35 protein-coding genes are annotated in these 21,319 nt (G+C 60.8%); 28 read left to right on the top strand and 7 right to left on the bottom strand.

What is annotated here, in order from left to right; genetic code table 11:
• Positions 1-72: 72 nt before the first annotated feature.
• The 7 genes from ABQJ48_RS33090 to ABQJ48_RS33060 form a co-directional block, all read right to left on the bottom strand.
• The gene (locus ABQJ48_RS33090) at positions 73-726 is read right to left on the bottom strand and encodes a hypothetical protein (protein ID WP_367842143.1); all 654 of its coding nucleotides are present in this window, start codon (positions 724-726) and stop codon (positions 73-75) included.
• Positions 723-1,067: a hypothetical protein gene (locus tag ABQJ48_RS33085; protein WP_367842142.1), complete on the bottom strand. Its 345-nt coding sequence runs from the start codon at positions 1,065-1,067 to the stop codon at positions 723-725. The genes ABQJ48_RS33090 and ABQJ48_RS33085 overlap by 4 nt, the downstream gene beginning before the upstream one ends.
• A gap of 70 nt (positions 1,068-1,137) precedes the next feature.
• Complete coding sequence (locus ABQJ48_RS33080; protein ID WP_367842141.1) at positions 1,138-1,980, bottom strand: DUF2303 family protein; 843 nt, start codon at positions 1,978-1,980, stop codon at positions 1,138-1,140.
• Between the two features lie 44 nt (positions 1,981-2,024).
• The gene (locus ABQJ48_RS33075; RefSeq protein WP_367842140.1) at positions 2,025-2,414 is read right to left on the bottom strand and encodes a hypothetical protein; all 390 of its coding nucleotides are present in this window, start codon (positions 2,412-2,414) and stop codon (positions 2,025-2,027) included.
• A gap of 151 nt (positions 2,415-2,565) precedes the next feature.
• On the bottom strand, positions 2,566-2,694 hold the full coding sequence (locus tag ABQJ48_RS33070) for a hypothetical protein (RefSeq protein ID WP_367842139.1): 129 nt from the start codon (positions 2,692-2,694) through the stop codon (positions 2,566-2,568).
• Positions 2,694-2,846 (bottom strand): hypothetical protein, encoded by a 153-nt coding sequence (locus ABQJ48_RS33065; RefSeq protein ID WP_367842138.1) that lies wholly within the window; start codon positions 2,844-2,846, stop codon positions 2,694-2,696. The genes ABQJ48_RS33070 and ABQJ48_RS33065 overlap by 1 nt, the downstream gene beginning before the upstream one ends.
• A gap of 474 nt (positions 2,847-3,320) precedes the next feature.
• A complete protein-coding gene (locus ABQJ48_RS33060) occupies positions 3,321-3,785 on the bottom strand; it encodes a helix-turn-helix domain-containing protein (protein ID WP_367842137.1) in 465 nt (154 codons plus the stop codon).
• Positions 3,786-3,853: 68 nt separating this feature from the next.
• Here ABQJ48_RS33060 and ABQJ48_RS33055 point away from each other — a divergent pair, with 68 nt between their 5' ends.
• The 28 genes from ABQJ48_RS33055 (at position 3,854) to ABQJ48_RS32920 (ending at position 21,292) form a co-directional block, all read left to right on the top strand.
• Positions 3,854-4,081: a Cro/CI family transcriptional regulator gene (locus ABQJ48_RS33055; RefSeq protein ID WP_367842136.1), complete on the top strand. Its 228-nt coding sequence runs from the start codon at positions 3,854-3,856 to the stop codon at positions 4,079-4,081.
• A gap of 326 nt (positions 4,082-4,407) precedes the next feature.
• On the top strand, positions 4,408-4,629 hold the full coding sequence (locus ABQJ48_RS33050; protein ID WP_367842135.1) for a hypothetical protein: 222 nt from the start codon (positions 4,408-4,410) through the stop codon (positions 4,627-4,629).
• Positions 4,630-4,935: 306 nt separating this feature from the next.
• On the top strand, positions 4,936-5,535 hold the full coding sequence (locus ABQJ48_RS33045; RefSeq protein WP_367842134.1) for a hypothetical protein: 600 nt from the start codon (positions 4,936-4,938) through the stop codon (positions 5,533-5,535).
• Positions 5,535-5,813, top strand: coding sequence for a hypothetical protein (locus ABQJ48_RS33040; RefSeq protein ID WP_367842133.1), 279 nt, complete (start codon positions 5,535-5,537; stop codon positions 5,811-5,813). Before ABQJ48_RS33045 ends, ABQJ48_RS33040 begins: the two co-directional genes overlap by 1 nt.
• On the top strand, positions 5,810-6,817 hold the full coding sequence (locus ABQJ48_RS33035) for a helix-turn-helix domain-containing protein (protein WP_367842132.1): 1,008 nt from the start codon (positions 5,810-5,812) through the stop codon (positions 6,815-6,817). Before ABQJ48_RS33040 ends, ABQJ48_RS33035 begins: the two co-directional genes overlap by 4 nt.
• Positions 6,814-7,380, top strand: a complete 567-nt coding sequence (locus ABQJ48_RS33030) for a DUF1064 domain-containing protein (protein WP_367842131.1) — start codon at positions 6,814-6,816, stop codon at positions 7,378-7,380. The genes ABQJ48_RS33035 and ABQJ48_RS33030 overlap by 4 nt, the downstream gene beginning before the upstream one ends.
• Positions 7,381-7,725, top strand: coding sequence for a hypothetical protein (locus ABQJ48_RS33025; protein WP_367842130.1), 345 nt, complete (start codon positions 7,381-7,383; stop codon positions 7,723-7,725).
• A gap of 20 nt (positions 7,726-7,745) precedes the next feature.
• Positions 7,746-8,087: a DUF4406 domain-containing protein gene (locus tag ABQJ48_RS33020; RefSeq protein ID WP_367842129.1), complete on the top strand. Its 342-nt coding sequence runs from the start codon at positions 7,746-7,748 to the stop codon at positions 8,085-8,087.
• Complete coding sequence (locus tag ABQJ48_RS33015) at positions 8,084-8,536, top strand: nuclease domain-containing protein (protein ID WP_367842128.1); 453 nt, start codon at positions 8,084-8,086, stop codon at positions 8,534-8,536. The genes ABQJ48_RS33020 and ABQJ48_RS33015 overlap by 4 nt, the downstream gene beginning before the upstream one ends.
• Positions 8,533-8,847: a hypothetical protein gene (locus tag ABQJ48_RS33010; RefSeq protein WP_367842127.1), complete on the top strand. Its 315-nt coding sequence runs from the start codon at positions 8,533-8,535 to the stop codon at positions 8,845-8,847. The genes ABQJ48_RS33015 and ABQJ48_RS33010 overlap by 4 nt, the downstream gene beginning before the upstream one ends.
• Positions 8,848-9,331: 484 nt before the next feature.
• Positions 9,332-9,583: a phage portal protein gene (locus ABQJ48_RS33005; protein ID WP_367842126.1), complete on the top strand. Its 252-nt coding sequence runs from the start codon at positions 9,332-9,334 to the stop codon at positions 9,581-9,583.
• Positions 9,580-10,212, top strand: a complete 633-nt coding sequence (locus ABQJ48_RS33000) for a sigma-70 RNA polymerase sigma factor region 4 domain-containing protein (protein ID WP_367842125.1) — start codon at positions 9,580-9,582, stop codon at positions 10,210-10,212. The genes ABQJ48_RS33005 and ABQJ48_RS33000 overlap by 4 nt, the downstream gene beginning before the upstream one ends.
• 140 nt (positions 10,213-10,352) lie before the next feature.
• The gene (locus ABQJ48_RS32995; RefSeq protein WP_367842124.1) at positions 10,353-10,625 is read left to right on the top strand and encodes a hypothetical protein; all 273 of its coding nucleotides are present in this window, start codon (positions 10,353-10,355) and stop codon (positions 10,623-10,625) included.
• 168 nt (positions 10,626-10,793) lie between these two features.
• Positions 10,794-11,183 (top strand): HNH endonuclease, encoded by a 390-nt coding sequence (locus ABQJ48_RS32990; RefSeq protein WP_473094225.1) that lies wholly within the window; start codon positions 10,794-10,796, stop codon positions 11,181-11,183.
• A 227-nt stretch (positions 11,184-11,410) separates the two neighbouring features.
• Positions 11,411-11,890, top strand: a complete 480-nt coding sequence (locus tag ABQJ48_RS32985) for a phage terminase small subunit P27 family (protein ID WP_367842122.1) — start codon at positions 11,411-11,413, stop codon at positions 11,888-11,890.
• Positions 11,891-11,895: 5 nt separating this feature from the next.
• The gene (locus ABQJ48_RS32980; protein WP_367842121.1) at positions 11,896-13,605 is read left to right on the top strand and encodes a terminase large subunit; all 1,710 of its coding nucleotides are present in this window, start codon (positions 11,896-11,898) and stop codon (positions 13,603-13,605) included.
• Positions 13,602-13,796 (top strand): hypothetical protein, encoded by a 195-nt coding sequence (locus tag ABQJ48_RS32975; RefSeq protein ID WP_367842120.1) that lies wholly within the window; start codon positions 13,602-13,604, stop codon positions 13,794-13,796. The genes ABQJ48_RS32980 and ABQJ48_RS32975 overlap by 4 nt, the downstream gene beginning before the upstream one ends.
• Before the next feature lie 3 nt (positions 13,797-13,799).
• Positions 13,800-15,053, top strand: a complete 1,254-nt coding sequence (locus ABQJ48_RS32970) for a phage portal protein (RefSeq protein ID WP_367842119.1) — start codon at positions 13,800-13,802, stop codon at positions 15,051-15,053.
• Complete coding sequence (locus tag ABQJ48_RS32965; protein WP_367842118.1) at positions 15,050-16,021, top strand: S49 family peptidase; 972 nt, start codon at positions 15,050-15,052, stop codon at positions 16,019-16,021. Before ABQJ48_RS32970 ends, ABQJ48_RS32965 begins: the two co-directional genes overlap by 4 nt.
• Before the next feature lie 81 nt (positions 16,022-16,102).
• A complete protein-coding gene (locus ABQJ48_RS32960) occupies positions 16,103-17,410 on the top strand; it encodes a phage major capsid protein (protein ID WP_367842117.1) in 1,308 nt (435 codons plus the stop codon).
• A 62-nt stretch (positions 17,411-17,472) separates the two neighbouring features.
• Entirely contained in the window at positions 17,473-17,667 is a 195-nt protein-coding gene (locus tag ABQJ48_RS32955; protein ID WP_367842116.1) for a hypothetical protein, read from the top strand.
• Between the two features lie 5 nt (positions 17,668-17,672).
• Positions 17,673-18,248 carry a head-tail connector protein gene (locus ABQJ48_RS32950; RefSeq protein ID WP_367842115.1) on the top strand — a complete coding sequence of 192 codons (576 nt, stop codon included), beginning with the start codon at positions 17,673-17,675 and terminating at the stop codon, positions 18,246-18,248.
• Entirely contained in the window at positions 18,249-18,590 is a 342-nt protein-coding gene (locus ABQJ48_RS32945; protein ID WP_367842114.1) for a phage head closure protein, read from the top strand.
• Complete coding sequence (locus tag ABQJ48_RS32940; RefSeq protein WP_367842113.1) at positions 18,590-19,156, top strand: hypothetical protein; 567 nt, start codon at positions 18,590-18,592, stop codon at positions 19,154-19,156. Before ABQJ48_RS32945 ends, ABQJ48_RS32940 begins: the two co-directional genes overlap by 1 nt.
• On the top strand, positions 19,153-19,500 hold the full coding sequence (locus tag ABQJ48_RS32935) for a hypothetical protein (protein ID WP_367842112.1): 348 nt from the start codon (positions 19,153-19,155) through the stop codon (positions 19,498-19,500). The genes ABQJ48_RS32940 and ABQJ48_RS32935 overlap by 4 nt, the downstream gene beginning before the upstream one ends.
• A gap of 60 nt (positions 19,501-19,560) precedes the next feature.
• Positions 19,561-20,490 carry a phage tail tube protein gene (locus ABQJ48_RS32930; RefSeq protein WP_367842111.1) on the top strand — a complete coding sequence of 310 codons (930 nt, stop codon included), beginning with the start codon at positions 19,561-19,563 and terminating at the stop codon, positions 20,488-20,490.
• Positions 20,491-20,576: 86 nt separating this feature from the next.
• Positions 20,577-20,903, top strand: coding sequence for a phage tail assembly chaperone (locus ABQJ48_RS32925; protein WP_367842110.1), 327 nt, complete (start codon positions 20,577-20,579; stop codon positions 20,901-20,903).
• A gap of 59 nt (positions 20,904-20,962) precedes the next feature.
• Positions 20,963-21,292: a DUF1799 domain-containing protein gene (locus ABQJ48_RS32920; protein WP_367842109.1), complete on the top strand. Its 330-nt coding sequence runs from the start codon at positions 20,963-20,965 to the stop codon at positions 21,290-21,292.
• Positions 21,293-21,319 lie beyond the last annotated feature (27 nt).

The raw sequence follows: 21,319 nt of genomic DNA, 5'->3' as shown, positions 1-21,319 counted from the left end.
CAACCAGCCCATCCCCACACCCACCGCTATCGCTCCCAATACAGAGAGAGCGAACCATTCGAGGGCGGTCATTCAAATGACTCGCTTGAACTCGACGACCCACACCCACGGGTTGGCGTCCCACGCTTCGGGGCCATTGATCGATTCCCAAAGGCAGTGGAACGAACTGCGCGGCGAGTAAGTGCCATCCACGCCGCTTCGACCGTAGGTGCTCCAGAAGCCGGAAGCTGTCTTGCCGATGCCCTCAGCAATGGCGTCTTGCTCGCTGATGTCCTGTAGCCGCTCGACGCGCACGCCGGTGACTTCGAGCGTGATACGCGACGCCCAGCGCGGCATGTGGATGGACGGCTTCCACGAGCCATAGACGTATTCGTCGGGAGTAAAACCGTCAGCTTTGTAGACCACGTCATCGTCGCGCCTCGATTCGGGGGCGGCGTTGCCGCGGTACATGTGAGCGAACGTCTCGCGCACCCACAGACGGTCACCGGGTTGGCCGTTCGGGCACACTAGGCTATCGCCCGTGCGTGTGTGCCAGATCCCGCCTTGCAACGGCAGAGCTTCACAGGCAGCCGTACGGCCGCCGTTCTCACCGCCAATGGTTGTCGGCTCCCACTGGCCGAGCGGGTTGTTGTGCGGCAGCTTCACAACGCGACGCGTCTGTGTCTTGCTGCCGTCGAGCAGAGCGCGCACCATGTGCCCGCTGAGAAGGATCGGGCGTTCCTTCACGGCGCCACCTTCATGGCGATACCGCCCACGAGCGGACCAATCGGCAGGCGACTCCTCGCTTCAGCCGTGCGGGCGCGCGCAGAATCCAGAGCACCTTTGATCTGATCGGGCGCCTTTCCCGCCAAGATGCGGCGGCCGTTTTCAATTGCGAAGTCGATTGAGTCGCCCATGCTGAGCCGAACGCCGGTCTCAACATGAGAAACGTGCCAGTAGCAGATGGCATTGGTATCGCCGATGTGCGGGCGGTGCACCGCGTAGATCTCGCCCGGCGCCTCTGCGAACTCGACTGGCTCGCCGATCACTTCTTCGAGGCAAATGTCGCCAACAATGAAAAAGCGCATGTCAGGTATCCAAAAAGAGTGGGCCAGTACAGGTCCCACAAAGCCGCGGCCTTCGGTGCGGCCGGACCGGTTACTCGGGTGAGCCGAGCAGGATCTTCGTGGTGGTTTGCTCTTCGATCTGAGACCAGATCGCGCGGAACGCGACTTCGAGCACCTTGTGCGGGCGCACCAGCTCGTACCAGATTTTCAGAGTGCCGTTTTGCACGCGGTATTTGATCCGGGCGTCGACGGAGTAGGGCGCGCCGTTCTCGAAAACCGGAATCGACAGGGTGATCTGCGACGGCATCGCGATCTTGTTGCCAGTCGCGTTGACGTCTTCCTTCCAGACGAAGTTGGTGCTGCCGTCCTGGAGGCGAGTTGCCGAGACGAAATTGCCTTCCTTGCTGGCTTCGAAATTCAGCGCGACGCTGAGCATGGTCGAGCCGTCCGGGCTGACGATGTCCGGCAAGTTGTCCTCGATCAGTTCCGCGAGTTCGAGCTGGGTCATCGGCTGGCGATCTTTGCCCGTCCACGTCTTCCATTCGCGGGACGCCGGAACAGCGAACTCCAGCCGATACCCGCGCCAGTTGGCCCCCTTCGCCCAATGGTCACCCGACAGCGCATCGTCGTACGCGAGGTGGTCATCGACGACGCCTAAAATCTTCGCGGGGTCGAGCGACGCGTAGATGAGGCTTTCCGGGCGCTTCTGACGGTTGAAGTAAGACACGAAGCTGTTGGCGTCGCGAAGTTTCACAACGCCAGCAGCACGTGCCGGGCTTTCGTCGCGTTCGAGCAGGTGCTCGACCTTGTAGCCTTCCGGCACGACCACAAACGGCACGCCGTCGTTGAGGGGGCTCTTGTGCGGACCGGCGAGCGAGATGCCAGCTGCGAGGATAGCGGCGGCGTCTTTTTCGCCTTGGAAGTCTTTAAGCATGGGTTATCCGTGTGATGTAGAGGGTGAGGTTGGTTGTGCGGGCGTTAGCCGTGCGCAACAGAGCGGGAATCGGCAAGCGAGATGCCGGGCAATTCGGTCTGCCGCTCGCTGTGACGCGACAGGTTGTTTTCGACGGTCGGGAAAAACACTTCGGCCGACTCTTTTTCCTTCGGCAGCGTCGCGACTACCTTGCCGGTCACTTCAAGCGCGTCCTGCACTTTGGCGAACGGCTTAACCTCGACGGTGATCGTGATCTTTCCGGCCTTACCGGTGTCGCGGACCATTGCGACCAGGGTGTTTAGTTCGTTCGTTGCTTCCTCGACGACAGCGCCCCCGCGCAGTTCCATCAGGGTTTGTGTGAAGGCCTTCTTCATTGTTTGACTCCGTGTTGTGAAGGACTGCGGGTTAATCACCGACGCGCGGATAGTGCGCATCGAATTCGTGTTCGCCGAAGGCCTTGTGGTGCGCCCTTGCTGTGCGATTCATGCCGCCCACCATGCTCCCGATCGCCGCCCCAACGCATAGGGAAGAAAGGACTGCTAACCAGAATGTGATGATCGAGACCATGGGTGAGCCTTTACGGGATCAGGTGTTATGCATCGACACGCGAACACGTTCGGTATCAGCGTCGTCCCATTTCTTTGTGATGCCGAGAATCAGGATGATCACTACAAAGGCGGCGCACATGCGCAGGCAGAATTTGAGATCGCGCATCACAGAGCCCCGGCGCGGTAAGCGACGCAGAGGAACCACACGCAACCCACTGCAGCGCCGCACACCAGCATCATTCCGAAGGCCTTGATCAAGCCGCCATGCACGTGATAGCAAGCGGCCAGCAGATCGTTGTCGCAAGCGGTGCGATTCATGCACATCTCCTGTGGATATTCCAGCCAGCTTTCAGTGGAGCGTCTCGGGTCAACCACACATGGGGACGATCCGATACGGGCTATTTAGAGTCGCCGCGCCGACTTGAAACGCCCCGCTCAAAGCTGAGTGCGTGAGACGAATTTAAGCACACTTAATTCATCCCGGCAAGAAAAATTAAGCGTGCTTAAATTGACGAAAAGCTTTCTACGCGCCATACTGTACATTCATACAGTATTTAATGCGCAGAAGACGAGAACGCGGGGAAGCTGGGATGAGAGGGCAGGCAGGAGAAGCGAGAACTGGCGTGGGGCCGGGCAGCATTGCGATTATTAGCCGCTGCAAGAATCCAGCTCATATAGGCATGATTGTCCGCGTTGTTGGTCGGCATGACACGCCGGATTTCGATTGGGATGTGGAGATGCTTAGAGCGCCGGTGAGGGGTTACGCGACGCGCACGGGCGATGTCGGGGTCTTTAAGTACGCCGCGGTTTACGACTGGAACCTGAGCCCGCTGGAGGGGTTGGGGCATTCATGTCAAGCAGCTGAGCTTGAGACTGCTCTTGCAGCTTGAGCACGGCGGTTAATGCGCCTTGCATAGCAGGAATGGCGATTTCAGCGACGCCAATTGACGTCGCCCTCTTAAGATCGGAGAGCAGCCCTTTCGCCGAGTCTGGCAGCTCGTCCAATGCGTCGCGCATAGGCCCGCGTTTATCCCAAAGCCAATCAGGCCGCACACGAAGAAACCGCGCAACGCGGAAAACGTGAGCCGCCTTGAGATTCTCGGTATTCACATCCCCATGCATCCACTGAGATACGGCCGATGGGGAGATTTCAGCCTTCGCTGCAATCTCCTTGTTCCCAATGGGTGCACCCAGCTCCGTCTCGCGGATTTTGGTTGCGTGCATCAGGCGCCCTACGAAGGTGTCTAAGTCATTCATTTCAGCAGGCTAAACTCTCGCAGTTAAGTGCACTTCACTTCTAGAGTTAAGTGTGCTTAAATTCGGGCATGAGCAAATCCAACGTCAACTCGGAAGCAAGCCGCATCATCGACTGCCTTGGCGGCACAGGCGATGTAGCTCGCCTCTTTGATGTCGACCCCGCGGCCGTGTCGCAGTGGCGCCGGAATGGAATCCCGCGTGCACGACTTCAACTTCTTCGCCTCACGAAACCGGAGTTGTTCGCTGCAGACGCGCCCGTGCGTGAGAAGGCGATCTTTCAACCTCAGGTAGCTTGATATGAAACGAGTGTATGCGCGAGTCGTGCTGCGACTGATCTGCATGATCGAGTGGCTGGTCCGCACCGCTCTTAAGGAGCGGGAGTGGAGCGCTACCCGCCTTAACAGAGAGGCTGCCTGACATGAAAAAACTGTATGCGCGGTTTGTGTTGTGGCTAGCAGAACCGGTGTTTGAAATGCGAGAGCCGCAGTCGGTGGCCGCACTCCAGCCGATTCTTGCTGACATGGCCGCGTCCCTGCGAAAGATGGATCGCGCTAGCAGGGCGATGGCTCACTTTTCTGGCCAGTTCACGGACACTCACCATTTTTTTACGCAAGGAGTTCACATGCATCTTCCGCACCATCAAGACATGCTTCGCCGCGCAACGAGCGACACGCTCGATTCAGTCATCGCGAAGATCCGCGCAGGGAACCCGGCCGCATTCCATGTCGAAGAGACGAAGGGCGGGACGGTCGAAACGCTGTCGTCGCGCGTGTTCTTCGACCAGCCGGTGCGCAACGAGCCGTGCAAGGGCTTCGTCATGGCCTACATGCTGCCGGCGGCCTGAAATGGCGCTTAACGCATCCGAGCAGAAACAGATCCGCGAGACACTGTGCGCGATTGTCGTTCGCGGCCTACGGCATCCCGATGAGTTGAAGACAGTACGCGAGGCTTTGACGGAGTCGTTTGAGGCGTTGAAAGAGGCTGCAGCGCCGCGAGCAGCAGTAACGAAGTGATCGCGGCGCCGTCCGCGGCAGTGGTTGCCGTAGCGTAAGCGGTAGATGTCATTTTCATTTTTCTCTCCCTGTCGCACGCGTTGGCTTAGTAGTCCTCATCGCGTGCAGCCAATATAGCCACTAACGGGTGACAGATCATGCGAGACAATTCGCACAAGTCGCGAATCCAGATCATCCGCGACCATGTCGCAGCCTGGCGCAAGTCGCATGGCTGGAGTCGCGAGACGGCCGCGGCTGAGATCGTTGCAGCGCATGAGCGCATCGGCGGCCATCTGTCCGGCGTTATCGTTTTCGATCGCAGCACGGACGTCTACTCGACGCAGAAGAACCACGCTGATCGCATCTGGCGCTGGCTCGACGACGAGTCGAAAGACAACAACCTGATGCCGGCGAACTTCGAAAACTCGATTCTCGCCGCGCTGCCGATCCAGCGCAGGGTCGACCTGCTCAACGAGATCCTCGCGCAGATTGATTGCGTGAGTCGCGCCCGCCATTACGACCCCAAGGCGGAGCTCAATGCGCACGAGCTGGTGCAAACGATCATGCGCGCCAACCACCGGACCGAAGCCGACGCAGCCGATCTGCTCGACGGTATCGATCCCGGCGAGCTGCCGCGCCTTCATAGCAGCCTGGTCGACGACATCCGCATCAAGCAACGCACTCTGCGCGTCGTCGAGTCGGCTCTTTCGACGACCGGCGAACCGGTCAAACCCGAACAACTCCGGAAGGTGTCCTGATGCGATCCACACATACGCAACTGGCCGGATACGACGCGGTCACCGGCACGAAACGCTGCACGCAGAAGCAGATGATCCTCAACCTGTTTTACAGCCCGCACCTGACGCTCACGCGACAGGAAATAGCGGACCGCACGAACTTGCGCCTGTCGAGCGTGTGCGGCCGCGTGCGCGATCTGCTGGACGACGAGGCGCTCAAGGTGCGCGGCACGCAGAAGTGCGCGGCGACCGGCGTCCAGAACGAAACCTTGGGCTTGCCCGCCGGGGTGGATGCGTGAGCATCAAGGTCCAGACGATGGTCTGGGATCGCTACCCCGGCGAGGATCATGAGCTGCTGCTTGCGCTGAAGCTGGCGGACTTTTGCGACGACAACGGCGAACACATCTTCCCGAGCATCGACACGATGGCGGAAAAGACACGTCGGTCGCCGCGCGCGGTTCAGTACCAGATCCAGAACATGGTGAAGAGCGGATGGCTGATTCTGGTCGCGAACGCCGGCGGTGGCCGTGGTCGATCCTGCGAATACCGGATCAGCCCCGACTGGATAAACGGTGCAGAGATTGCACCCATTTCTTCTGGCCCAAAGGGTGCAACGATTGCACCCAAAAAAAGGGTGCAACGGACGACAGAAAAGGGTGCAACGGACGGCGTAAAGGGTGCAACGGGTTTCGCAAAAGGGTGCAATGGGTTGCACCCGATTCACCATGAACCACCAGAAGAACCATCAGAGAACCACCAACCTGCGCGGCGTGCGCCGCGAGTTGCGTTGCATGCGGAACTCCTGAACATCGAATTGCCCGGCACGATTCCGTTCGCCGTGTGGGACATGTGGTGCGAACACCGCGAGGCGAAAGCCAAGGACGCACCCTGGACCCGGCCGGCGGCCCGCGTATCAATCAAGAAGCTCGAAATGCTGGCGGCTGCAGGCCAAAGCCCCGAGGTTAGCGTCGAAGAAGCGGTGCTGCGCGGCTGGACCGGTCTGTTCCCGGTGAAGGCTCAGCCGATGGCGGTCGTCGGCGGCACGGGCGCGGCAGTTCCTGCCGATTGGCACAAGTCGAACGCTGGCGTCGCTGAGCGCGCCAAGCAGCTCGGCGTGACCCAGAAGGACGGTGAGGTCTTCATGCGTTTCAAGGCGCGCGTCGTCAAGGCGGCTGGCCCGGGCGAATGGATGGAAGACATGCTGCGCGACGCGGCGCGCTTCGGCGATGAGCAATACGACGCCCTGTACGGCTACTTCAACGACATCCCCCGCGACAAGAACGGCAACACGGAGGCCGCGTGACGAAGCGAGCACCCTGGCCGATGGTTGTCCCGGCGGGCACGACGACCGTCGGTACCGCACGTGTGCGCGACGACGCGCGGCCGATCATGACGACTGCCCAACGCCGGATCTATGAAAAGACCGGCAACCCGCCGCAGACGAACGCGTTGGACGACGTCGACGATAACGATCCGTTTGCACCGGCGCTGATCAAGCAGCACCCGGTGACGCTCGCCGCGAAGAAGCCGTCGAAGTACCGCAACACGAAGTGCGAGCACGAAGGCATCAAATTCGACAGCCAGCGAGAGCGGTCGCATTGGTTCCTTCTGATCCAGCAGCAGGCCGCCGGGCTCATCGGCGATCTGCGGTTGCAAGTCCCGTTCGTGCTAACCGAGCGCAAGCAGCGCGACGATGGCACATGGGAACGCAAATCGACATACGTCGCGGATTTCACCTACCTCCGCGACGGAAAGCTCGTGGTCGAAGACGTCAAGTCTGAAGCGACACGAAAGAACCGGACCTACATCCAGAAGCGCAAGCAGATGCTGGACAAGCACGGCATCACGGTGAAGGAGATCAAGTAGATGGCATACACGACCATGAGCAAACAGCAGCGCGAGATCTGCGAATTTCTGGCGCTCAATCCCAATTCGACCAATGACGAGATATGCACTGCGACCGGCTTCACGTACGAGAGCGTCAAGAAGAAGCTGCGCGTATTGAAGGAAAGCGGCCACGTGAAGGGGAGCGAATCGCGCTATCGCTCGCTCTATGAGCTGACTGGCAAGCCGTTCCCGCGTAGCGCGGACTATCGGCCGAATCCGCGCTATCTAGCCAGGAAGGACAGGCTTGCGACGCGTGTGCAGAGCAATGACACCCTGTTCGCCGTTATGCATGCAATGGTCGCGACCGGACGGGTGGCCGCATGAAACTTTATCTCGCAGGCCCGATGAGCGGCTATCCGGAACTCAATTTCCCGCGATTCCATGCAGAGACGGCCCGGCTCCGCGGCCTTGGCTTTGAAATTGTCAATCCTGCCGAGATCAACGCCGATGCGAACGCGGGCTGGCTCGCATGCATGCGCGCTGACATCAAGCAGCTTGTCGACTGTGACGGGGTCGCGCTGCTGCCGCGCTGGAACGAGTCACGCGGCGCGTCGATCGAGCACAACCTCGCGCGCGATCTCGGGCTACGAGTATTTCAGGCCGCCCACGTGATCGGTCTCGCCGGCGAATTCCCTGTGCTCTCGCAAGGTGCGGTGGTCGAGCTGCTGGAATCGGAGGCTGTTTGAAGCGCTCGGCACCAATGCCGCGCAAGACGTCGCTCGCGCGGACCGGCTTCAAGCGCAAAGAGCCGGGCGTATTCAAGGCGCAGCTCGACCGCACTACGCAAACCATGATGCGCGCGGGCATCAAGCGCAAACCTCGCAAGCCGAAGGCCGGCGACGACAAGCGTATGCGCGATGCGTGCCGCGAGGAACCTTGCTACCTGCGCATCGCGGGTGTGTGTACGAGTGACCCGCAGAAAAGCGCGCCGGCGCATCGCAACGAAGGGAAGGGCATGGGGCTGAAGACTGCCGACTATTTCACCGTGCCGGCATGCCCGACGTGTCACCACGAATACGACCAGGGCAAACGCTTTCTGCGCGAGCACAAGCGGGCGCTCTGGAACATGGCGTTTGCGCGCTGGGAGCCGATGCGCGCGAGCAAGTTGGGACTGGAAATTCAGGAGGCGGCTTGAGACTGATCGTGAGACTCCGTCTGCCATCGACGTGGCTGGGCAGGCGGTGGAAGGAAGACTACGAAATATTTGAGTGCGTCGTTGTGCGGATACACGGGCCGGAAAAGAGGTTCTCGCACGGCAAGGCTGGCGCGACATATATCCGTGCCGACGTCGATTTGCCTGAAAAGTACCGTACGCAAAAACTGCTGGATCTGTGGAACCCGGACGGAACGTATCCGGTGGAGGTAGTGGTGAACCACAACCGAAAGACGCTGGCGGCGTTTCTCGCCAGTGGTGATCTGGAATGGGACGTTAGGGGGCAGTCGTGAATCAAGTGCCTTTCGTTCTGCCGTCCTCCTCGCCGAAGCTAAATGTGGACGGAGGAGACTCTGCGACCCAAGCCACAACGCTCGGCGGCAATGCAAACCAGTTCATCTCATCACGGTTACCCCGCCCGCGTTGTGGTTTATGTGGCACGAGTTGCAGGAAGCCGTACCCCGTGCTTATGACTTGTTCGCACCTAATAAGCAAAAGCTCGGGTTCGCCTGGACCAGTATTCAGACGCATGACTGCCGGGCTACTTTCGATTTGCATAATGAGGTGTCTTATCGAGGGATCAAACCTGACAGCTACGAAAAGTTCACGCATTGAATTTTTCCTATTCAATCTTTTGCCGCATTTAAAAACGCTTTTGACACTTTCTCGATCCAAACAAATCGAGCAACTGGCTTGGGATGCAATCTATCGGGCACCTAATGTCTATTGGATTTGCCAACCGAAAGTGAAGACTACACCGCACGAGATGCCCAATCAATGAGTGCACACGCCTACATCCAATACGCCGACGTACCTGACGCGTTGACGGCATCGAGCAGCCAGCACGTCGACAGCCTCACCGGCGCCAAGGTCATTGCCTTCCCGGGCTGCCCGCTGTGCGGTCACATCGAAGTTCTCAGCGACAGCCGCATCCAGATCGAATTCCCGTTTCCCCGCGGCGCCGAGCTGCGCGGCGTGCTGGTGGACTGGCTGATGCATTGGGGAATTCACTTCACAGTGGTCATGTGACGGCCGCAGCCAGCCATCGAGCGCATACACAAAATCAAGAACAAAGGATCGACATGGAAACCAGCCGACACGAAGGCATCTTCAGGAGCGCACAGGAGGCCGTCGTCTTCGCTTGCAACTACTCCAGCCAGCAATACGCCATGTCACCCATGGCAAAGATGCTGCAGCGCGGCGTGCACGGCAGTGGGCGCGGGCTGATCGGTCTGGATGGCGCGGGCCAGGCTGGCATGGTGTTCGCCGAACTGCAGCGAATTGACTACTGGCAGCTCGCCGCGCTCGTCACGGGCAGAATCGTGCGCAGCGAGCGATGCGATTGCCGTCGTTCGTGCTGCCGCGGCTGGAAGCTCAACCCGGTGTTTGAGGAAGCAGTGAATCAGCTTGCGGATCATGTCGCACTTACGCTGACGCCCGTGCCGCCGGTCAAGGAGTTCCGCGTTGCCGTGATCATGAAGTACTTCGGCGAGAAGGTGAGCCCACAGGAAACAGCAAAGCACCTGGGGATTTCGAAGAACGCAGCCGAGCGTCACATCACGGCGATCCGTAAATGCATCCGTGAGTTGGAGAAGAACGGCATGACGGCATTCAGCGAACGGCTCGATGAAATCGGCATGCTAGTAAGCAATGCTTGACGTGCGGGAAACACCCGCATAAACTGCGTTTTCATATACCGTACCAATGGTGCGAACAGAAAGCCCGCAACGCGAAAGCCGAGCGGGCTTTTTCATTTGCGGTATCAAATTCAAGATCCTTAAGGCCAGTGATGACGACGATGCGAGCGAAGTTGCAGGTAGGTTTCGTGCAGGAACATATGGGCTGGGTCGATCCGACCTCCGGCAAGACTCCGGAAAAGTCGATGGAGACGCTGACCATGCATGCTGTGTGCAAGTCGACGCCCTATGGCGATGACGGCCTCGACGAAGACAACACGTTCGCGAAGTGGTCGCCGGGCGCGAATCTGTCAATCAATATCGCGAACCCGGAACTGTGGGGCAAGTTCAAGGTGGGCGACAAGTTCTACGTCGACTTCACGTCGGTCGCCTAAGCTTTAAATGGCGCAAACACGGTTCAAGCCGCGCGTGACATTAGCATGGTGGCTCAAGCCATACTTGCGCGCGCCCGTGAGCTGCTGCGTTCTCCGTGGCTATGCGCCAGATCAGGCGAAGCTGGAGGCAAAGACCAATCGCGCAATGCGCGTTGTCGTTCAGTAACCATGCCCGGTCGCCCGCTGCGCCCGTGCAAGCATCGCGGATGCGCGGCGCTTGTTCCGGGTGGTTCGAGCTACTGTGCCGCTCACGCGAGCGAGGCAACAAACTGGAAGGCAGATCGGGAGCGGGGCAATCGCCATCAGCGTGGATACGGCACGGCCTGGGACAAACTCCGCAAGCAGATCCTGCAGCGCGACGCTGGCCTGTGCCAGCCATGCCTGCGCGCGGGGCGCGTCGCGCGCGGCACGCATGTTGACCACGTCGCAGCGAAGGCGCGCGGCGGCTCTGACGACCACTCGAACCTGCAGACGATCTGCATCGAATGCCACAAGGCGAAGACCGCGACGGAGCGGCGCAAAAGCGCTGTGGCCGGTCGGCCCGCCCAAGGGTCGTGACCGGGTCGCGGCGTACGCTGGAGGGCCGTGCGGGCGCTGCGCGGTGCGAACTTTTTGCAAGGGTGGGGGTAGGCAATCCCTGTGGTCGATCGGCTTTAGGACCGCGTGTTTGGTTTGATTTTTACGACCGCGAAAAATGAAAATCGGGTTTGCGGCCTCGGGGCGATCGCAACGCGTAATAGTTACAACGCCAGATTGGCGAAAAATGATTGCAAACGGAGAAGAAAATGGCCGGTGTCAAGGGTCGCTCCGGGCGCCGCGCCAAGCCAACGGCCATAAAGGAACTGGCCGGCAACCCCGGCAAGCGGGCGTTAAACAAAGACGAGCCGGACTTTGGTCTCGCAACCAATATTGAGTGCCCCGTCTGGATCAGAGGCCACGCGGCCGAAATGTGGGACCGGGTGGCGCCAGCGTTGTGTGCGAACAAAATCATGCAGGTCACGGATCTGCATAACCTCGAAGCGTTTTGCATGGCGTATTCCCGATTGCGGCTCGCGGAGGACGACATAGGGAAGAACGGAATCGTGGTTGCCGGCGCGCAGGGCGGCCCGATGAAAAATCCCGCTGCAACCGTAGCGAACGAGGCGGTCCGGCAAATGGCCACGCTCGGTTCACTGCTCGGCCTTGACCCATCCAGCCGGCAGAGCATGACTGGCGGCAAGAAAAAAGACAGCGGCAATCCTTTTGCCGCATTGCTCGGCGGCTAGACCTGATGGCGACAACAATTTCGCGGGTGGAGCGAGGGCTCCAGTTCGCGCGTGACGTCGTGCGCGGCAAGAAGCCCGCCGGTCGCCTCGTGGTGCTCGCCTGTCAGCGGCACCTCGACGACATCGCGGCGAGCCGGAAGAAAGAATTCAGGTGGAAATTCGATGCAGCGGCGGCCGAACGCAAGATCGCGCTGATCGAGCTGATGCCGCACGTGAAGGGCGAGTGGGGCTTCAAGCGCCAGCTCGTGACGCTCGAGCCGTGGCAGATATTCGGCCTGATGGTCACTTTCGGGTGGCTGAACAAGCGCACCGGCAAGCGCCGCTTCCGTGAAAGCTACTGGGAAGTGCCCCGAAAGAACGGTAAATCGGTCATCGCGGCCGGCGTCGGCCTCGGCATGTTCCTGATGGATGACGAGTTTGGCGCGGAGGTGTACGCCGGTGCGACCACCGAGAAGCAGGCGTGGGAGGTTTTCCGGCCCGCGCGTCTGATGGTGAAGCGCTCGCCGTTGCTCATTGATGCGGCAGGGATCGAAGTGAACGCATCGAACCTGAACAAGCCCGCCGACGGCAGTCGGTTTGAGCCGCTGATCGGCAACCCGGGCGACGGTTCGTCGCCGTCCTGCGCGATCGTCGACGAGTATCACGAGCATGACAGCTCGGCGCTCTACGAGACCATGCTGACGGGTATGGGCGCACGGCGGCAACCGCTGATGTTCATCATCACGACCGCCGGCGCGAACATCGAAGGGCCGTGCTACGACAAGCGGCGTCAGGTCATCGAAATGCTGGAAGGCACGGTACCCGATGATGAGCTTTTCGGCTGGATCTGGACGATCGACGAGGGCGACGAGTGGACCGATCCTCGCGTGCTCGCGAAGGCCAACCCGAACATCGGGATTTCGGTCTATCAGGACTATCTGGAGAGCCAGCAGAAGCGCGCAATCAACTCCGCGCGCTTCACGAACACGTTCAAAACCAAGCATCTGAACGTGTGGACATCGGCCAAAACCGGCTATTTCAACCTCGAAGACTGGCGCAGCTGCGAGGATCTGACGCTCACCCTCGAGCAGTTCGAGGGGCAGGACTGCATTCTTGCGCTCGACCTCGCGCGCAAGCTCGACCTGAACAGCATGGCGCGGCTCTTCTGGCGCGACATCGACGGCCGGCGCAATTACTACAGCGTCGCCCCGCGTTTCTGGGTTCCCGAAGACACGGTGAAGAACACCGAAAACCGCCGGATGGCTGAGCGGTACCAGAAGTGGGTGAATCAGGGGTGCCTGCTCGAAACGGCGGGCGCCGAGATCGATTATCGCGACATCCAGCACGAGGCGACCGAGGCGAACCGGGTGTGCCCGGTGCAGTGCGTCCCGATGGACCCGCACGGCGCAACGAACCTCGCGCATCACCTTGAGGACGAGGGGCTGACGCCGGTCACCATCGTTCAGAACTACACGAACATGTCCGATCCGATGAAGGAACTTGAGGCCGCGGTTACGTCAGGGCGGTTCCATCACGACGGAAACCCGATCATGACGTGGTGCGTGAGCAACGTGGTCGGCAAAAACCTGCCGGGCAACGACGATGTCGTGCGCCCGATCAAGCAGGGCAACGACAACAAGATTGATGGTGCGGTAGCACTGATCATGGCGATCGGCAGAGCGATGCTGTCGGAGCTCAATGCCGGCTCAATTTACGACCAGGGGGTGGGAATTTGAATTTGATCGGTATCTCGGCCTGGATTGTCGGCCTGCTCGGCTTCGCCCTGCTGGTGGCGGGCGTGGCCCTAATCAGCGTACCCGCCGGACTGATCGTCGCGGGCGTATTGCTGCTGTGCTGGGCCTATCTGGCGGACCGTGCGGCAGCGCGCATCGCGCTGGGCGTGGTCAGCGCGCCGCAAGAGAAATAAGTCATGTTCTTCAGCAAGCAGCTCCTGTCCAGCCTCGCGATAACCCAGATGGGCTCGTCCGGCTGGGTGTCCGCACTGATGGGCAGTGCCCGGTCTGATGCCGGGCAGGTCGTCACCGCGGCTTCTGCGCTCTCCCTGACAGTGCTGCAGAACTGCGTCTCGCTGCTGGCCGAAAGCATCGCGCAACTGCCAATCGAGATCTATGAGCGCTCGGGCGAGGATCGCGTTCCTGCTGTCGACCATCCGTTGTACACGATCCTGAAGTATCAGCCTAATCCGTGGCAGACCCCGTTTGAGTATCAGGAGCAGGCACAGATCGCCGTCGGCTTGCGCGGCAACAGCTACAGTTTTATCGACCGCGACTCGTCCGGGGTAGTGCAGGGGCTGTATCCGCTAGACCACGAGGCCGTGACGGTCATGAAGGGCTCTGACCTGATGCCCGTGTATCGCGTGTATGGGTCGGATCCCATGCCGCAACGGCTGGTGCATCACGTGCGCTGGATGTCGATCAACGGATACACGGGGCTCTCGCCGGTCATGTTGCACGCGAATGCCATCGGTCATGCGCAGGCCATCCAGCAGTACGCCGGGAAGTCGTTCATGAACGGCACAGCCCTGTCCGGCGTCATCGAGCGGCCCGGTACGCCGATCAAGGACCAGGCATCGATCGACAAGATCACGGATGCGTGGGCGGCCAAGTTCGGCGGGTCAGGGAACGCGAAAAAAGTGGCGTTCCTGCAGGAAGGGATGACGTTCAAGCCTTTGTCGATGACCAATGTGGATGCGGCCCTCATCGAGGCGCTACGGCTGTCGACCATCGACATCGCGCGCATCTACAAGATTCCGGCTCACATGGTCAATGAGCTGGAGCGCGCAACGTTCAGCAACATCGAACACCAGGAAATCCAGTTCGTCATCTACACGCTGCTGCCGTGGATCAAGCGCCACGAGCAGGCGAAAACGCGGGATCTGCTGCTGCCGTCGGAGCGCAAACAGTATTTTATTGAGTACAACGTGGCGGGCCTGCTGCGCGGTGATCAGGCATCACGCTATGCGGCCTACGCAGTGGGGCGGCAGTGGGGCTGGCTGTCGATCAATGACATCCGGCGTCTGGAAAACATGCCGCCGGTCAAGGGTGGCGACGTGTATCTGAGTCCTCTCAACATGGTGGACGCGTCAAAGCCGATTCCGGTGCCCACTACTGGGAGCGGGCCGACCAAACTCGCAGTCGAAGACATTCAAAGGATCCTTTCGTGAAACCTCACCTCAGACTCGCGAGCCTGATCTTCAACCAGCCGCAGCTTGTCAGCGACCAGATGATGTCGCTGGCCGTGCAATGGGCCAATCAGGCCCTGCACCTGAACATCGTCAACCTGTCCGTGCACGGCGCCGAGCCGAAGATCATGGAGGACGACGACTACGCCGGGGGCGCGCAGATGGCGACAGCGGCAGACCGGCGTCGAGCCGTGGTAGCGGATACGGGTCTGGACATCATCCCCGTATCGGGCATCCTTGTGTCGCGCTCGGCGCACATGAATCCGTGTGAACCGATGACGAGCTACGAGGGCCTGCGCTCTTCGGTGAATCAGGCTGCCGCAGATCCCGCGGTCGAGCACATCATCCTTGACATTGACAGCAACGGTGGCAGCGCGACCGGCGCATTTGAGCTCGCTAACGACATCCGCGCGGCCGCGCAGATGAAACCCATCACGGCCATCGTCAACTTCTCGGCTTTCTCGGGCGGCTATCTCATCGCGGCCGCCGCGTCGAACGTGATCGTCAGCCAGACTTCGGGTGTGGGCTCGATCGGCGTGATCGCGAACCACCTTGACGTCTCGAAACGGGACGAGCAGCAGGGGGTCAAGGTCACGTCAGTCTATGCCGGCGACCACAAGAACGACCTGACGCCGCACGCGCCGCTTACCGACCAGTCGCTGCAGTTCCTCACCGGCATGGTCCAGAACAGCTACCAGCAGTTCGTCGATGCGATCGCGAACTTCCGCGGCCTGAGCACGCAGGCGGTCAGGGACACCCAGGCGGGCATCTTCTTCGGCAGGCAGGGCGTGGACGCGGGGCTTGCCGATAGCGTCGAGACGCCACAAGCGGCAGTCAATCGGATCGCTTCGGAGGTTCGTGCATCCCGGGCAGATCGCCAGTCGAAGATGGCGTCCCGCAAAAGCGTGACCGCCCAGGCTGCAGCGATGAACATGCGGACCACCTACTGACCCACCCCGATTCGAACTTGAGCGCGTTCGCGTCTCAGTCGAGTACCGCCGCCTTCGGGCGGCTTTTTATTGGAGATCACCTTGAACATCAATGAACTTCGCCGCGAACGCGCCAATATCAACCAGCAGGTCCAGGCGCTTGCCGCTATTGAGGCCGGCGGCGCTGCGCTATCGGCCGAGCAGCACACAGAATTCACGAATCTGAGTGCGAAATTCACCGACATCACGGCTCAGATCGAGCGTGCCGAGGCCGCCGAGCGCATGGCTGCTGCCGCTGCTGTCGCCGTGGACCCGACGCCGGCCGCCATCGCGGCGCCCGCTGCCCCGAGCATTCCGGCTCAACCGAAGGCGCCGGAGGTAAAGGGCGCGAAGATGGCTCGCATGGTCCGTGCGCTGGCTGCCGCGCGTGGCGATGCGCAGCTCGCCTCGAAGCTCGCCATCGAGCGCGGTTTCGGGGAGGAAGTCGCCATGTCGTTGAACACGCTCACGTCGAGTGCGGGCGGCATTCTGGTGCCGGCGAACCTGTCGAGCGAGGTGATCGAGCTGCTGCGCCCGAAATCGGTGGTGCGCAAGCTCGGCGCCCGCACTTTGCCGATCTCGAACGGCAACGTCACCATTCCGCGCCTGAAGGGTGGCGCGGTCGTTGGTTATATCGGGGCAGACACCGATATGCCCGCGACGGAACAGCAGTTCGATGATCTGCAACTGACGGCGAAGAAGCTCGCTGCGCTGGTGCCGATCGCGAACGACCTGCTCAAATATGCCGGCGTGAACCCGAACGTCGATCAGATCGTGATCGCCGACCTGACTGGTGCCATCGGTGCGCGCGAGGACAAGGCGTTCATCCGCGATGACGGCACGGCCAATACGCCGAAGGGCCTGCGCTTCTGGGCGCTGGCCGGCAACCTCATCCCCGCAAGCGATGGGTTGACGCTGCAGAAGGTCGAGACTGACCTGAACAAGGCCATTCTCGCGCTCGAAAACGCGGATGCCAATCTGACGACTCCGGGCTGGATCATGGCGCCGCGTGTCTTCCGCTACCTGTCGGGGATGCGCGACGGAAACGGCAACAAGGTCTACCCGGAACTCGACAGCGGAATGCTGAAGGGCTACCCGGTCGGCAAGACCACGCAGGTGCCGATCAAGCTGGGCGTCGGCACCAATGAGTCGGAAATCTATTTCGCGGACTTCGGCGATCTGTTCATCGGCGAGGAAGAAACGCTCGAGATCGACTACAGCAAGGAGGCGACCTACAAGGACAGCGAAGGCAATGTCGTGAGCGCATTCCAGCGCGACCAGACGCTTATTCGCGTGATCGCGAAAAACGACTTCGGCCCGCGCCACGTCGAGTCGATTGCTGTGCTGACTGGCGTGACCTGGGGCGCGTAAGCGATCAATCGTGATCATCTGGCCCGTGCTCGTTCAGGCGGGCCGTTCGTCGGAGCAAAAGCATGAAGCTGGTCAAAATCAGGCGCCACCACCGGGAGTATACGCCGGGCGACATCACCGGATTTGGTGAAGCGCACGCCCAACGGCTGATCGACGCGGGCATCGCTGAGGAGCACATTCCGGAGGCGCAAGACGCCAAAGAGGCGAAAGCGGCCGCCAGGAGCGACGCGTCGAAGCCGGCTGCCGGCAAGGGGTAACCGGGATGGCCGCTGTTCTCGTTGAGTACCTTGACGCCGCCGAGCCGCTCAGCTTTGAAGATGTCGCGGCGCAAGCCCGGATCGACGGCGAAGACGAACGCGATTTCGTCGTGTCGGTAGTGATACCTGGCGCCCGGCAGGCGGCCGAAACGAAGACTGGCGCCGCCATTCGAAAGGCGCGATACACGGAGCGGCTTCCGGCATTCCCCGCGGGTGATTTCCCGTTGTCGATCGGTCAGGTCACCGCCGTTGACAGTGTCACGTGGCGTTCAGCGTCGGGCGGCACGGTGGTGCTCGATCCGTCGCTGTATGAGGTCATCCAGGAGGGGCGCGAGACGCGTCTGGCGCCCATCGGCACAACCCCATGGCCGAAGGCGTCGGCGGTGACGATTACATATCAGGCAGGCGCCGATCTCACCCACTTCCCGACTGTTCGTTCGTGGATGCTGCTTGCCGCGGGATGGGCCTACGACCAGCGCGAGCTTTTCGCGCTTGCGCTGGGGCGGCAGGCGATTGAGGAGATGCCGTCCGGCTTCGCGGACGCGCTTCTCGCTCCCATTACCGTTCCGCCGAGGTTCTGAATGAAAGCGGGCACCCTCAATCGCAGGATCTTGATCGAACAGCCGGGCGCCGCGAGGAACCACACCGGGGGACTGGCGGCACAGGCGTGGGTCGCAGTTGCGACTGTCTGGGCTGGTGTTCGCCACCTCTCCGGCGTCGAAAAGGATGCGACCGGAAAGTACGGCGGCATTGTGTCGGTCGCCCGTACCGAGTTCACGATCCGTCAGCGCACGGACATCGACGGGACGATGCGCGTGTCTTTCAAAGGCAGCTATTACGGCATCGTCCACATAAACGATGTGCTCGATGCGCACGACCGAATGGTTATCACCTGCGAGAGCGGCGCAAAGGATGGAGCGTGATGGCGAATCCCAACAGCATTGCCGGGCTGAGTGCGCTCAGCTCGAAGATTGCATCCCTGAAAGACGATATTCAGAAAAAGGTCGCGTTCTCTGCATGTCTCGCTGGTGCAAATGTGATCAAGCGGGAGGCGATAGCGATCGCTGCGTCCAAGGGTTTGAGGCTCACCGGCGCGCTGATCAACAACATCGCAGTGAAGCGTGAGAGCAATCCGCCGCCGGGCGTTGCGCAATACAACCTCGGTGTGCGGCACGGCCGCGCGCTCGGAAGCAAGGCTAAGGTCGAGTTTTCAGTGCGCGCGGACGGCAGTATCCGCAAGGCCTATGTCGATGATCCGTTCTACTGGTGGTACCTGGAATTCGGTACGAAGGCGCACGACCAGTCGGCACCGAAGGCACGCAAGCTGGCTTTCGAGTCCGACGGCAAGGCAGTCTTTGCCATGAAGGTGCGCAACCCGGGCATCCAGCCAATGGGTTTCATTGGGCCCGCGTTCGAGCGCAAGTCGGACGACGCGCTTGCCGCGATGAACGCGCGAGTCGCGAAGTTTATTGCAGACGGTGCGGCATGAGTCTGAAAGAAGATGTCTATGCCGCGCTGAGCGCAATTCTGCCGAACACCTACAACGTCGAATTGCCGCAAAACCCGACGTGGCCGTCAATCGTTTATTCGGTGCACACCGAGGAAGAGGATGGCTGGGTGCTGGGCGGTGGCTACGACCTGCACACCGTCACAGTGGCGATTCTCGATCGCGATACCGATGCGATTGGCGTGCTGCGCGATCAGATCGTCGCCACCTTCGAGCAGATGGACGATTTCATCATCATCGAATCGGAGGGAGACAGCCAGTACGAAGGGAACGCTGCGGTGTACGCGTACCTGATCATGCCGAAGCTGCGAACTCGCCGTTTTTGAAACCGAGCATTAGCCCGCTTATGCGCCCGCACCAGCGGGCTTTTTTATTTGAGGATCCTCATGTCTAAACTCACACGCAAGACCCTGATTCTGGCGGTCATCGAGACGGTCGTCGGCACGGATGCAGTCCCGACCGCAGCATTGAACGCGATTCTCGCGCGCAACTGCACCTACACGCCGACCGCCGAGTTTGCCAGCCGCGATGTCATGCGCCCGTACCTCGGCAATAGCGAGCAGTTGCCCACCGCCATCCACGGCCAGCTTGACTTCGAGATCGAGCTCGCCGGCGCTGGTGCGGCGGGCACGGCACCCGCGTGGGGTGCACTGATTCAGGCGTGCGGATTTTCCGAGACGATCACCGCAGGCGATAACGTCAAGTACGAGCCGATCTCCGACAACCTGCCGACCGTCACGCTGTACTACTACCTGGACGGTTTGTTCCATAAGTTGACGTCGGGCCGCGGCACAGTTGCGTTCGACATGACGGCAAAGAGCATCCCTGTGATGAAGTTTAAGTTCACGGGGCTGTATAGCGACGTTGTCGATCAGGCGATGCCGGCGGGCGTCGATTACACGCATTTCCAGAAGCCGCTCGTCGTCAACAAGGCGAACACGCCGAACTGGTCTTTCCAGGGGGCAAGTTCGCCGCTGCAGGCGCTGTCGATCGACGTCGCCAACTCGGTCAATTACCGGAATCTGGTTAAGCAGGAATCCGTCGACATCACCGATCGCAAGCCGGCGGGCAGCGCGACGATCCAGCTTGACTCGGTCGCAACGAAAGACTGGTGGGCTGCAGTGCGCGATGCCGTCACGGGTCCGCTCACGATCACACACGGCAAGACCGCCGGCAACATCATCCAGATCGATGGTCCTGCAGTGCAGGCGACGAACCCGGCGTACAGCGACCAGAACGGCACCGCCATGCTGGGCCTGAACCTGACGTTCGTGCCGGTGACCGGCAACGACGAAATTGTCATCACCGTCAAGTAAACCAGCGCGGCGCGGTCCCGCGCCGGCTTCACACACTGTTCACGCCCGCGCTGCGGGCTGCTCACCAGTTAAAGGGAATTTCAGGGATGGCATTCAAACTCGCTCAATCGGAAACCTACCAGCAGAAGATCGAAGTCCAGCTCGTCGGAGAAAACGGCAAGGTGGAAAAGCATGACTTCAAGGTCACTTTCAGGCGCTGCTCGAACGACAGGCTGGAAGATCTGCGCGGCAAGACCGGCAAGGAAGTGCTGCAGGAAGTCATCACCGGCTGGTCGGGCGTGACCGATGACGACGGCGCGGCGATCGCATTCAACGAAGAGAACTTCGATGCTCTGCTGCAGATTCCCGCCGCGTCGTTCGCGCTGGTCAAGGGCTTCTGGGAAAGCATCGTGGTGGCACGCGAAAAAAACTGATCGGGGTGGCGCGTCATTGGGCTGGCGATAAGCCCGATGATTTCGCTGCCGATGAATCAGTGGTCGCCGCGCTTGAGGCGGCGGGCGCGCCGCGTGAGGCGGTCGATGCGGCGCGCGCGCAGTGTTCAGCTGAGCATTGCTATGTATGGCGGGAGAACTGGGAGGTCTTTGAGACCTTCGTCGCGCTGTCGGGGCAGTGGCGGTACCTGGCGGGCCCGATGGGACCACCTCAGACGCTCGGTCTCGATTACGCGCTGGTTGAGTCAGCGCTGCGCCTGATGGGCTTCAGTTCCAAAAAGCGCGTCAAGCTGTTCCCCTGGCTTCGGCTGATGGAGGGCGAAGCACTCGACGTGATCCGTGCGCGCGAAGAAGCGCAGCAATCTCCCTGATAGTTGTCCAACGCCCGCTGCACGCGG

The sequence above is a fragment of the Paraburkholderia suaedae genome, from assembly GCF_040812055.1.
In the GTDB taxonomy this organism is placed as follows: Bacteria; Pseudomonadota; Gammaproteobacteria; order Burkholderiales; family Burkholderiaceae; genus Paraburkholderia.
Note: the sequence above shows the minus strand (reverse complement) of the source record. Positions and strands in the feature narration are given on the sequence as shown.